The organism is Amycolatopsis sp. SID8362, from assembly GCF_010550475.1.
GTDB lineage: Bacteria > Actinomycetota > Actinomycetes > Mycobacteriales > Pseudonocardiaceae > Amycolatopsis > Amycolatopsis eburnea.
In genome coordinates this window covers 1-11,531 of record NZ_JAAGNB010000496.1, presented here as the reverse complement: position 1 = coordinate 11,531, position 11,531 = coordinate 1, and the positions used below count along the sequence as shown (strand labels likewise).

The following is an 11,531-nucleotide window of genomic DNA, read 5'->3' as shown; positions in this document are numbered from 1 at the left end:
GCGCCCGGCTGAGGCTCAGCCGCACGGCCCGGTCCCCGCGGCCGAGCTGCGCGGCCAGGTCCACGGCCAGCGCACCCCGCTCGCCCTCGGGCACGAGGACGACGGCGGCCCGCCACGCACTGCGCGCGACCTCCTCGTCGGTGTCGTGCAGCAGCGACCGCGTGATCGACGGCCACACGGCGCGGTCGCCGATCTTGGACAGCGTGTGCAGCGCCTGGCTCCGCGCCTGCGGCCGCTCGGACCGCAGCTCCACGAGCAGTTTCGGCACGACGACGGCCGCGGGGAGCCGGGTCAGCGCCCAGGTGAGCATGTCGCGCACGAAGAAGTCCGGCTCGACGGCGCACCGCGCCACGAGCGCCTCGACGTCCCCGGGGTCGGAGCGCGTCCCCATCGCCAGCGCGGCCTGCAACCGCGCCGACGAGTTCGCGGCACTCAGCTGTGTCGGGTCCATGTGACCACCTCCTCCCCGCAGTGAAGAGGTTGTCACAGTGTGAAGGTCAAGCAAGTTCGCCGGAAAAAGAAGAAGACCCCCTCTCGCGAGGGGGTCTTCTTGCTGTCTCAACCAGACGTGCGCCCGAAGGGATTCGAACCCCTGACCTTCTGATCCGTAGTCAGATGCTCTATCCAGCTGAGCTACGGGCGCGTGTTCAGTTGTTCTCTTCTAACCTAGCACCCGGCGAACCGGGTACCAGCGGAGGCTCCGGGATTTGAACCCGGGAGGGGGGGTTACCCCCAACCGCATTAGCAGTGCGGCGCCATAGACCAGACTAGGCGAAGCCTCCTGGGCCCAACGACCACTGCTCAGATAGGTTACACACCCCCGGATCACCCCTGAAAGCGACCCCCCTCAGGCGCGGCGCAGCAGTCTGAGCAGGCGTGGAGAGCGTCCGCCGAGGCCCTCCGCCTCGAACGTCGCGATGCCGACGCGGGGCAGTTCGCGCACGCCCGGGTAGACCAGGTACCGCGGGACCCAGCGGGGCTGGAACTTCGCGTTGAAGCGGTAGAGCGTTTCGATCTGGATCCAGCGCGAGAAGAAGTGCAGGACCTTCGCCGCCGTCTTCGCGACCGGGCCCGCGCCGATGCGCTGGCCCTGTTCCATCAGGGCGCGGAACGCCGCGAAGTTCAGCGAAACCTGGGAAATGCCGTGGCGGCCGGCGGCCAGCAGGAGTTCCGAAATCATCAGCTCGTTGACGCCGTTGTCGGCCGTGCGGTCGCGGCGCATGACGTCCAGGGAAAGGCCCGTCGCGCCCCACGGGACGAACTGGAGGACGCCGCGGACGCGGCCGCCCTGCTCGGCCGTCACCAGGACCGAACTCGGGTCGCCCATGCGACCTAGCGCCATCGAGAAGCCGCGCTCGGTGTCCGTGCCGCGCCAGTTCGCGGCCAGGGCCGTCAGCTCGTCCAGTTCGCCGAAGCGCAGGTCCTCGGCGCGGCGGACCAGCACCTTGTAGCCCGCGCGCTTCGTGCGGGCCGCCGCCTGCCGGACGCCGCGCATGATCCGGCCGTCCAGGGTGAACCCGTCGACGTCGACGACCGCTTCGTCGCCGATCTCCAGTACCTCCAGGCCGAAGCGGGCCCAGACCGTCGCGCCCAGCTCGGACACGCCCATCGCGGCCGGGACCCAGCCGTTGCGGCGGCAGACCTCCAGGTACTCCTCGATCGCGCCCGGCCAGGCCTCGTGGTCGCCCAGCGGGTCCGCCGAGCACAGCGCCACGCCCGCGATCACGCGGTAGGTGACCGCGGCCTTGCCCGTGCGGGAGAACACCGCGAACTTGTCGCGCCGCAACGCGAAGTAGCCGAGGGAATCCCGCTCGCCGTGCTCGTCCAGCAGCTTGCGGAGGCGGGCGACTTCCTCGTCGCTCAGCCGCGGCGCCGGCTCGGCCGACCGCAGCAGGAAGTACGCCGAGACCAGGACCGCGGCGAGGCCGAACAGCAGGCCGACGGCGGCCGTCATGTCCTCCAGCCACATCTGGTGGAACTCGGCGGGCCCGCTGGCGCCGACCAGCGCGAGCGCGGACTCCGCCACGCGGTCGGCGAAGCTCATCGGCTCCAGCACCGCGCGCGAGGCGACCGACAGCAGGATGACGTTGATCACGAACCCGGCCAGCGCCAGCTGCAGGAACACGCGCACCGCGCGCCAGCGGCCGACCACCGGGTCCGGCTTCGCGACGAAGTAGCGCCGGCTCGCGATCAGGCCCACCAGCAGCACGACCGACACCAGCCCGGCGCCGAAGACGTGCCGCAACCCGAGGTGCGACATCGTGAGCAGCACCGTCGCGCCGACCGCCAGCTGCCAGGCCCGGCGCTTGCGCCGCCGCAGCCCCGCGGCCAGCAGCACCAGCAGCACGCCGGTGACCAACGCCACGGTCGCCGCCGCGACCGTGGCCTCCTGCGGCAGCTCCAGCCACTCCGACAGGCGCCCGCGCAGGTTGCGGCGCCCGGCGGGCACCAGGACCGACACGAGCGTCATCAGTCCGGCCAGCCGGGTCACCCAGGTGATCACCCCCACGGTGGTGGCCCCCGCCACCCGCCAGGTGGTCTGCGCGCGAGTACCCGTCACCACCCGTACAACCCGTTGTGGACGATCATGCTTCCCCCATCTAGCCCCCGGCGAGCTCCACGAACGGCGTCAGCGCCGCCGGGTTGGCCAGCGCGTCGCGGCTGACGGCCCGGTCGGGAGCCACACCGGCGAGGATCTTCTTCACCGGTACCTCACACTTCTTACCGTTCAAGGTACGAGGAATCTCGGAAACCACCACGAACCGATCGGGTACATGGCGTGGTGACAGAGCGCTGCGGAGCTCCTTCCGCAGCCGGGGCTCGACCGCTTCGAGCTCGGCGCCGCCGGCGAGCACGACGAAGCAGATCAGCTGCCCGTCCTCGTTCCCGGCCGCCGAGGTGTCCACGACCAGGGAATCCGCGATCTCGTCGTAGCCCTCGACGACCCGGTAGAACTCCGCCGTGCCCATCCGGACGCCGCCGCGGTTGAGGGTCGAGTCGCTGCGGCCGTAGATGACCGCCGAACCGCGGTTCGTGAGCCGGATCCAGTCGCCGTGGCGCCACAGCCCCGGGTACATCTCGAAGTACGCCTCACGCAGGCGCGAGCCGTCCGGGTCGTTCCAGAAGAACACCGGCATCGACGGCATCGGCTTCGTGATGACCAGCTCGCCGACCTCCTCCACGACGGCGTTGCCGGCCTCGTCGAACGCGTTGACCGCGGCGCCCAGCGCCGGGCAGGACAGCTCGCCGAGCCAGACCGGGACGTCGGGGGCGGCCGCGACGAACGCCGCGCACAGGTCGGTGCCACCGGAGACCGAGCAGATCTGGACGGTCCGCCCGACCTCGTTCACGATCCATCGGAAGCCTTCGACGCTCAGCGGCGCGCCGGTGGAGCCGACCGCGCGCAACGCCGTCAGGTCGTAGCGCTCGGAGGGCTTGATGCCCGCCTTGAGGCAGCTCTGGATGAACGGCGCCGACGTGCCGAAGTAGGTGACGCGGTGCTGCTCGGCCAAGTGCCAGAGCGCGTTCAGGTCCGGGTACCCCGGGCTGCCGTCGTAGAGCACGATCGTGGTGCCCACCAGCAGGCCCGAGACGAGGAAGTTCCACATCATCCAGCCGGTGGTGCTGAACCAGAAGAACCGGTCGCCCGGCCCGAGGTCCGTCTGCAGCGCGAGGGCCTTGAGGTGCTCGAGGACGATGCCGCCGTGGCCGTGCACGATGCCCTTCGGCAGGCCGGTGGTGCCCGAGGAGTAGAGCACCCACAGCGGGTGCGCGAACTCGACCGGCTCGAACAGCAGCGGCGCGCCCTGGTGCTTCGCGAGCAACTGGGCCCAGTCGAGCGTGCCGTCCATCCGGCCCTCGCCGACGTACTCGACGAGCACGGTCGCGGCCAGCGACGGCAGCTTCGCCCGCAGGTCGGCGACGGTCGTGCGGATGTCGAACTGGCGGCCGTTGTACGCGTAGGCGTTGACGGCGAAGAACAGCTTCGGCTCGATCTGCACGAACCGGTCCGCGACCGCGCGGACGCCGAAGTCGGGCGAGCACGACGACCAGATCGCGCCGATGCTCGCCACGGCCAGGAACGCGACCAGCGTCTGCGGGCAGTTCGGAGCCAGCGCGACGACCCGGTCGCCCTTGCCGATGCCCAGCTCGAGGAACGCCGCACGGGCCGCCGCGACCTGCGCGCGCAGCTCGCCGTACGTCAGCTGGGTGGCTAGGCCGTCTTCGCGGTGGAAGATCACCGCCGTCTCGTCGTCGCCCTTCGCGGCGCCCGCGACGCCGGGCGTGAGCGCGTGCTCCGCGTAGTTGAGCGTGCCGCCCTCGAACCAGACGGCGTCCGGCATCCCGCCCGAGAGCACCTCGCCGGGCCGGTCGTGCCAGCGCACGCCGAGGAAGTCCGCGACCGCCGCCCAGAAGTCCGGGCCGCGCTCGACGGAAAACTCGTGCAGCGACCGGTAGTCGTCCACCTCGACGCCGCGCTCGGCGCGCAGCCACTGGCGGAAGGCTTCGATCTTGGTGTCGGCGACGTGGCGCGGCTCGGGGCGCCACAGGACCTCGGGAGCGTCTGCGGTGTGCGTCACGTCACGAGGGTAATCCCGACTACCGCAGGTGCGCGTCGAACCAGTTCAGGGTCCGCTGCCACGCCTCGGCCGCCGCGCCGGGGTCGGCGTCGAAGCGGTGGTTCGCGCCCGGGTAGTGGACGACGTTCGTCGCGACCTTCGCCGACGCGGCGGCGTCGCGCAGCCGCTCGACCTCGGCACCGCCCGCCTCGTCGCCGGCGTCGCCGTACATGCCGAGCCACGGGCTGGTGAGCTTCCCGGCGATCTCGACCAGCGCGGGCAGTTCGGCGGCCTGCTGCCCGCCGACGCTGACGGCCGCGCCCAGCTTCCGGTGCGAGGCGACGACGAGGGCCGCGGTGCCGCCGAGGTCGAAGCCCATCACGCCGAGCAGGTCGCCCTGGACGCCGCGTTCGACGAGCCAGGCGAGGGTCAGGTCGGTCGCGTCGAGGAGATCCTGCTGGGTGAGGCGGTCGTTCTCCAGGTGCGGGGTGACGGTCAGCCACCCCTCCGTGGCCAGGCTGGCGAGCAGCAGCTTCACGCCGTCGGTGACGCCGTCCGCTTCGTGCAGCACCACCAGGCCGCCGCGTAGCGCCCCCTCGGGCTCCGAGAAGGTCAGGCGGAGGGTGGGGCCGTCGGTGCGCTGGTAGTCCACGGTGCTGGTCGACGTCATTGCGTCACTCAATCACTTCGAAGTGAACGGGAGGAACCCAGTGTGGCAGGAGAGCACGCCGCCGACCGTCTGAAGGGACTCGCGGGGCGGCGGGCGGAAAAGATACGGTGACCGGGTCGTCCCGTCGAATTCCAGGAGCGCCGAAGATGCCGTCCGTGTCCCCGCGTGCCGATCTCGAATCGTTGCCGAAATACGTCCCCGGCCGGACGATCGAAGGCGCGATCAAGCTGGCGAGCAACGAGGTGCCCGGCGGCGCGCTGCCGAGCGTCGCCCAGGCGATCGCCGAGGCCGCGGCCGGGATCAACCGCTACCCGGACACCGGGTCGCAGGTGCTGCGCGAGCGGCTGGCCCGCGACCTGGACGTCCCGGTGGAGCGGGTCGCGATCGGCTGCGGCTCGGTGTCGCTGTGCCAGCAGACGATCCAGGCCGTCTGCGCGCCCGGCGAGGAGGTCATCTTCGGGTGGCGCTCCTTCGAGGCGTACCCGATCGTCACGCAGGTCGCGAACGCCGTCTCGGTGAAGGTGCCGATCACCGAAGGCCAGGAGCTCGACCTGGACGCGATGCTCGCGGCGGTCACGGACAAGACGCGGGTCGTCTTCGTCTGCAACCCGAACAACCCGACCGGCACGGCGATCCGCCGCGCCGAGCTCGAGCGGTTCATGGACGCCGTGCCGGAGCAGGTGCTGATCGTGCTCGACGAGGCGTACAAGGAGTTCGTCACCGACCCGGAGGTGCCGGACGGCGTCGAGTACACGCGGACCCGCTCGAACGTGATGGTGCTGCGCACGTTCTCGAAGGCGTACGGCCTCGCGGGCCTGCGCGTGGGGTACGCGGTCGCGCCGGAGCCGATCGCGGACGCGCTTCGCCAGGTGTACGTCGCCTTCTCGGTGAACATGCTGGCCCAGGTCGCCGCGCTGGCGTCGCTGGACGCGGCCGACGAGCTGCTGGCGCGCTGCCAGGAGATCGTCGCCGAACGCGGGCGAGTCCGGGACGCGCTGCTCGAAGCCGGCTACCAGGTGCCCGAGACGCAGGCGAACTTCGTCTGGCTGCCCCTCGGTGACCAGGCGGTGCCGTTCGCCGAGCACGCGCTGGACCGCAAGCTCGTGGTGCGCCCGTTCGCCGGCGACGGCGTGCGCGTGACCATCGGGACCCGCGAGGAGAACGACCTGTTCCTGGCCGCGGCCCGCGAGTTCACTTCGCGAACTGCTTGACGACCAGCTGGACGACGGCGGCGACCCCGATCACGACGATCACGCCGCGCAGCACCGCCGGCGGCAGCTTCCGGCCGATCTTCGCGCCGAGGAAGCCGCCGGCGGTCGACCCGACCGCCAGCCACAGCACGACGGCCCAGCTGATCGGCGCGACGAACGCGTAGATCACCCCGGCCACGACGTTGACGACGGCGGCGAGCACGTTCTTGACGCCGTTGAGCTTCTGCAGCGGCTCGGACAGCAGCATCCCCATGACCGCCATCAGCATCACGCCCTGCGCGGCGGTGAAGTACCCGCCGTAGATGCCGATGAGGAAGATGAAGAACATCAGCAGCGGGCCGGCCTTGTGCTCTTCGCCGTTGGCTTCGCGGCGCTTCGCCACCCACTTGGAGACCTTCGGCTGCACGATCACGAGGATCACGGCCAGGCCGACGAGCACGGGCACGACGGCTTCGAAGGCGTCCTTCGGCAGCGAGAGCAGCAGGATCGTGCCCCCGATGGCCCCGAGGAACGACGCGGCGGCGAACTTCGCGGTCTGCCGCCAGTAGCCCTTGAGCTCGTGCCGGTACCCCCAGGCCCCGCTGAGCGTCCCGGGCGCGAGCCCGATGGCGTTCGACGTCGTCGCCGTCACCGGCGGATAGCCGAGCGCGACGAGTACGGGAAAGGTCACGAGCGTCCCCGACCCGACGACGGCGTTGATGGTGCCCGCCCAGATCCCGGCGACCACGATGATCGCCGCGTGCCACCACGTCATGAAGCATTCACGTGCGGAGCCTAAGCATCGCGGCGCGGAGCCGCGACGCGCACGGGCTCAGATGTGGCAGGCCAGACACTCAGCGCGGGGTGAAGACGCAGAACTCGTTGCCCTCCGGGTCGGCCAGCTGGTCCCAATCCACATCACCTCCCCGCTCACGGATCAACGTCGCACCCAGCGCCAGCAGCTCCGACGTCTCGCCGAAGACGTCCAGGTGCATGCGGTTCTTCACCGACTTCGCCTCCGGGACCGGATTGAGCCAGATCAGCGGGCCCTCGCCGGCCGGGTCGACGATCGGGACCGGCCAGTCGTCGGGGCGCGAGTCTCCCGTCAGGGAGTCGCGGCGGACGTAGCCCAGGGCCGCGCACCACCAGTCCGCCAGCGCCTGGTGGTCGTTCGCGTCCAGCGCCAGGTCCTTGAACTTCGCCGTCACGCCGCTCCCTCCGGGACGTGCGCGGGCACCAGCTCCGACACCACCCGCCAGCCGAGCGACGCGTACAGCCCGCGCCCGGCTTCCGTCGCCAGCAACGCGCTCGACCCGACTCCGGCCGCGGCGCTCAGCCGGTGCATGACCACCCGGCCCAGCCCCCGGCGCCGGTGCTCCGGTTCCGTCTCGATCTTGTCGAACACCGCCACCCCGTCAGCCACCGCGACCCGGCCCCGGGCCGCCGAAGCGCCGTCGCAGGACACCGCCACGTCCCACGCCGGACCCGCACCCGTCACCGCCACCGCGTACCCCGGTGGCGCCGCCACCGCGGGCACCGGCCCCTCGAACGTCATCAAGTACTCCGTCTCCCCTGCCTCCCACTCCGCCGTCAGCCCCGCCAGCACCGCCGCGCGCGGGCCGCACGTCTTCAGCCACGTGCCGGGCGCGGCCACCGTGCGCGCCCGCGACGCCACCGTCGACGGCGAGCGCAACAAATAACGCACGCGGTGGCCGGGCATCCCGACGTCGAGACGGTGGCCGTCCGGCTCCTCGACCGGCGCCGCCACCGCCCGCGACACCGCCCAGCCGCGCGCCCACGCCCCCAAGATCTCCATGTCCGCGATCATGACAGCCACCCCCGACAATTCCCGGAGCTGACAGGATGGGCGGTGTGGACACCGAGCAGGTCTGGAGCGCGACCGTGGACCGGCTGCGGTCGCGGATCGACTCCGGCGACCTGCCGCCGGGGTCGCGGCTGCCCGCCGAGCGCGTGCTGTGCGAGGAGCTCGGCATCAGCCGCGGGTCGCTGCGGCAGGCGCTGCGCGTTCTCGACTCCATCGGCTACGTCCAGATCCGCGCCGGCTCCGGGACCTACGTGCGTGAGCAGCAGGAACAGCCCCTGCGCACCTGGTTCACCGAGCACGACCAGCTCGTCGAAAAGCTCTTCGACCTGCGCGCGACCGTCGAGCCGACGCTCGCCGAGCGGCTGGCGCGGCACGCCACCGCGAAGACCGTGAGCCGGCTCGAGGACAACGTCGCCGAGATGGCGCAGGCCGCCGAAGCCGGGGACATGCTGCGCGTGATCGCCACCGACGCCGAGTTCCACCGGGTGATCGCGCAGAACGCGGGCAACGACGACGTCGCCGGGCTGCTGCGCTCGGTCCTCGCCCTGGTCGGCGAGGAGCGGCGGGCGGCGCTGCGGCTGCCCGGCCAGATCCGCAAGGCCGTCGACGACCACCGCGCCATCCTCGACGCCGTCCGCCGGTCCGATCCCGCCGCGGCCCGCGAGCTGACCCTCAAGCACCTGCTCGACGCCAAGACCTACGCCCACGACTTCGCCGCCGAGGAGCACTGATGGAGAAGGTGCGCTTCACCGAGGAAAAGGCCACCATGCTGGCCACCCTCTACGGCCGCGCGCTCGACAGCCGCGAGGCCGACCCGGTGCTCGGCGACCGGGCCGCCGACGAGGCCGTCCGGCAGATCGACTACGACTTCGCGAAGCTCGGCATCACCCGCGACAGCGCCGTGAGCGTCGTCCTGCGCGCGAAGCCGATCGACGGCTGGGCCGCCGGATACCTCGCCGGGCACCCGGACGCGGTCGTGCTGCACCTCGGCTGCGGGATGGACACCCGGTTCCAGCGCCTCGCCCCGCCGGAAACCACGCACTGGTACGACGTCGACTACCCCGAGGTCGTCGAGCTGCGCGAAAAGCTCTACGCGCCGGCGCCGAACCACACGAACATCGGCACCTCGGTCACCGACTTCGGTTGGCTCGACCAGGTGCCGTCGGACCGGCCCGCGTTGATCGTCGCCGAGGGCCTGACCATGTACCTGACCCCCGAGGACGGCGCCGAGCTGATCCGCCGGCTGGTCGCGAAGTTCCCTTCCGGCGAACTCGTCTGCGACGTCTTCAGCAAGCTCGGCATCAAGGCGCAAAAGCTCAACACGCCCGTCCGGCGGGCGAAAGCGACCCTGCGCTGGGGCGTCGACGACCCGCACGAGCTGGAGCGCTACGGCCTGACGCTGGTGTCCTCTTTGGACGCGGCGCACTGGGCCACCCCGGACGTCCTGGCCCGGCTCCGGCCGTTCACGCGGTTCCAGCTGCGGACGCTGAAGTACTTCCCGCCGCTGGCGCGGATGGCGCGGCTCGTGCGGTACCGCTTCTAGCGGGACTCCAGCACCCGCGCCACGAACTTGTGCAGCTTCTCCTCGAGCCGCGCGACGCGTTCGTCCACGGTGAGCGTCTCGAACGGCTGCGGCACGTCGGACTTCAGCTCGCCGCGGACGTACTGGCAGCACCCGAGGTTCCCGCAGGCGTAGATGCCCAGCGTGTTGCCGTCGCGGCCGGCCTTCCCCGCTCGCTTGCCGGAGAACAGCGTGATGTCCGACAGCCCGTGCGTCGTGGTGCAGAAGCCGCAGATGTTGCTGCGCAGCCGGGACTTCGGCGCGGGCGCCGCGCGCAGGGCGAGCCCGACCACTTCGCCGCCGTGGGGCAGCACGAGGTAGGCGCGCCCCGGTGCCTTGGAGTCGCGCCAGCCGAGGAATTCCCTCCTGTCCCACGGGATTTCTTCGGGCCGGGCGGGCAGCGTCACGCCCTTGGCTTCGCCGCGGGTGCAGTTGACGAACGAGGCCCGGATCTCGTCCTGGCCGAGTGGGTCCATGATCGGCACGGTAACCAGCGGGCACCGGCGGTGGCCACGCATTTTCGGCCGTACGATCAACGCCGTGCGCAAGATCGCCGTGAGGAACTTCCGGGTGGTGTTGCGCACCAGCCTGGGCTTCGCCGGTCTGGGCGTCGGCTCCAGTGTGGCCGGCTCCGGGGTGGTCGCCCTGCTGCTGGTGCTGCAGGGCCTGCCCAGCGACGTCGGCGAGCACGGCTGGGTGCTTGGGATGACCGCCGCCTTCATCGTCGCGGCGTCGCTGCTCGCCGGCACCGTGTGGACGGCGTGGCTGCAGCGGCGCACCGCGGTCTGGTTCGTGCTCGGCCGCCCGCCGTCGGAGAGCGAGGCCAAGCGCGCGCTGCGGCTGCCGGTCGACATGGCCGTGGTCAGCGGCACGCTCTGGCTGATCGGCACGGTCATCCTCACCTCGCTGGCCGGGGCGCTCGGCTCGGCCGACGACGCCGTCGGCATGGCGACGGTGATCGGCCTCGGCGGGCTGACCACGGTCGGCCTCACCTACCTCGCGGCCGAGTGGGTGGCGCGGCCGGTGATGACGATCGCGCTGGGCGTCCTGCCGCCGCGCGGCTCGCTGCCGGTCACGGTGCTGACCCGGCTGGTCGTCACCTGGGCGCTGGCCAGCGGCGTCCCGTTCGTGGGCGTGCTGCTCGTCGCCACCCCGCCGGACCTCGGCTCGGGCAACCCCACCGCGAGCCTGGTCCTGCTGTCGGTGATCGGCCTCGCCGTCGGCGCGATCGGCACCGCGCTGCTGGCCAGGGCGGTCGCCGCGCCGCTGCACCGGCTGCGCGTGGCGCTCGACGAGATCGCGCGCGGCGACACGAGCGTGGCCGTCGACGTCGACGACTCCAGCGAGATCGGCCTGCTCCAGACGTCGGTGAACCAGCTCGCCGCCGGCCTGCGCGAGCAGGCGCGGATGCGGGACCTCTTCGGCAGGCACGTCGGCGCCGACGTCGCCCGGCACGCGCTGGAGTACGGCGCTTCGCTGTCCGGGGACGTCCGCGAGGTGACGGCGCTGTTCGTCGACGTCGTCGACTCGACCGCGCTGGCCTACCGGACGCCGCCGGAGGAGCTGGTCGGGAAGCTGAACCGGCTGTTCGCCGCCGTCGTCTCCGCGGTCGGCGCGCGCGGCGGGCTGGTCAACAAGTTCCAGGGCGACGCCGCGTTGTGCATCTTCGGCGCCCCGACCCGGCTGGCGGACGCGCCGACCGCCGCGCTCGCCGCGGCCCGCGCGA

The 11,531-nt window shown here is 71.7% G+C and carries 12 protein-coding genes and 2 tRNA genes; 4 read left to right on the top strand and 10 right to left on the bottom strand.

Annotated features, from left to right (window positions below):
- The 6 genes from G3I65_RS15845 to G3I65_RS15820 all read right to left on the bottom strand — a co-directional run.
- Window positions 1-451: HEAT repeat domain-containing protein (locus tag G3I65_RS15845; protein ID WP_160696793.1), on the bottom strand; the 451-nt coding region annotated here is incomplete at its 3' end.
- Window positions 452-569: 118 nt separating this feature from the next.
- Window positions 570-643, bottom strand: a tRNA-Arg gene (locus tag G3I65_RS15840).
- A 49-nt stretch (window positions 644-692) separates the two neighbouring features.
- Window positions 693-782 (bottom strand) — tRNA-Ser (locus tag G3I65_RS15835).
- Between the two features lie 65 nt (window positions 783-847).
- The gene (locus G3I65_RS15830; protein WP_160696792.1) at window positions 848-2,563 is read right to left on the bottom strand and encodes a phosphatidylglycerol lysyltransferase domain-containing protein; all 1,716 of its coding nucleotides are present in this window, start codon (window positions 2,561-2,563) and stop codon (window positions 848-850) included.
- A gap of 37 nt (window positions 2,564-2,600) precedes the next feature.
- Window positions 2,601-4,580, bottom strand: a complete 1,980-nt coding sequence (locus G3I65_RS15825) for an acetoacetate--CoA ligase (protein ID WP_160696791.1) — start codon at window positions 4,578-4,580, stop codon at window positions 2,601-2,603.
- Window positions 4,581-4,599: 19 nt separating this feature from the next.
- Window positions 4,600-5,229: a dienelactone hydrolase family protein gene (locus G3I65_RS15820; RefSeq protein WP_160696790.1), complete on the bottom strand. Its 630-nt coding sequence runs from the start codon at window positions 5,227-5,229 to the stop codon at window positions 4,600-4,602.
- A 146-nt stretch (window positions 5,230-5,375) separates the two neighbouring features.
- Between G3I65_RS15820 and hisC the strand changes: the two genes are divergently transcribed.
- Window positions 5,376-6,440 (top strand): histidinol-phosphate transaminase, encoded by a 1,065-nt coding sequence (hisC, locus tag G3I65_RS15815; RefSeq protein ID WP_160696789.1) that lies wholly within the window; start codon window positions 5,376-5,378, stop codon window positions 6,438-6,440.
- On the opposite strand, the gene G3I65_RS15810 is transcribed toward hisC, so the two are convergent.
- From G3I65_RS15810 to G3I65_RS15800, 3 genes are all read right to left on the bottom strand, one after another.
- Entirely contained in the window at window positions 6,421-7,194 is a 774-nt protein-coding gene (locus tag G3I65_RS15810) for a sulfite exporter TauE/SafE family protein (protein ID WP_160696788.1), read from the bottom strand. The genes hisC and G3I65_RS15810 overlap by 20 nt on opposite strands.
- Window positions 7,195-7,273: 79 nt before the next feature.
- The gene (locus G3I65_RS15805; RefSeq protein WP_160696787.1) at window positions 7,274-7,627 is read right to left on the bottom strand and encodes a VOC family protein; all 354 of its coding nucleotides are present in this window, start codon (window positions 7,625-7,627) and stop codon (window positions 7,274-7,276) included.
- Window positions 7,624-8,235, bottom strand: coding sequence for a GNAT family N-acetyltransferase (locus G3I65_RS15800; RefSeq protein WP_239071227.1), 612 nt, complete (start codon window positions 8,233-8,235; stop codon window positions 7,624-7,626). Before G3I65_RS15800 ends, G3I65_RS15805 begins: the two co-directional genes overlap by 4 nt.
- A 56-nt stretch (window positions 8,236-8,291) precedes the next feature.
- Between G3I65_RS15800 and G3I65_RS15795 the strand changes: the two genes are divergently transcribed.
- Entirely contained in the window at window positions 8,292-8,975 is a 684-nt protein-coding gene (locus G3I65_RS15795; RefSeq protein ID WP_160696785.1) for a FadR/GntR family transcriptional regulator, read from the top strand.
- Window positions 8,975-9,787 (top strand): class I SAM-dependent methyltransferase, encoded by an 813-nt coding sequence (locus G3I65_RS15790; RefSeq protein ID WP_160696784.1) that lies wholly within the window; start codon window positions 8,975-8,977, stop codon window positions 9,785-9,787. The genes G3I65_RS15795 and G3I65_RS15790 overlap by 1 nt, the downstream gene beginning before the upstream one ends.
- On the opposite strand, the gene G3I65_RS15785 is transcribed toward G3I65_RS15790, so the two are convergent.
- Window positions 9,784-10,281: an FBP domain-containing protein gene (locus G3I65_RS15785; RefSeq protein WP_160696783.1), complete on the bottom strand. Its 498-nt coding sequence runs from the start codon at window positions 10,279-10,281 to the stop codon at window positions 9,784-9,786. The two genes, G3I65_RS15790 and G3I65_RS15785, sit on opposite strands and share 4 nt — an antisense overlap.
- 64 nt (window positions 10,282-10,345) lie before the next feature.
- Between G3I65_RS15785 and G3I65_RS15780 the strand changes: the two genes are divergently transcribed.
- Window positions 10,346-11,531, top strand: a 1,186-nt coding sequence (locus G3I65_RS15780) for an adenylate/guanylate cyclase domain-containing protein (RefSeq protein ID WP_160696782.1), incomplete at its 3' end; no start/stop codon positions are given.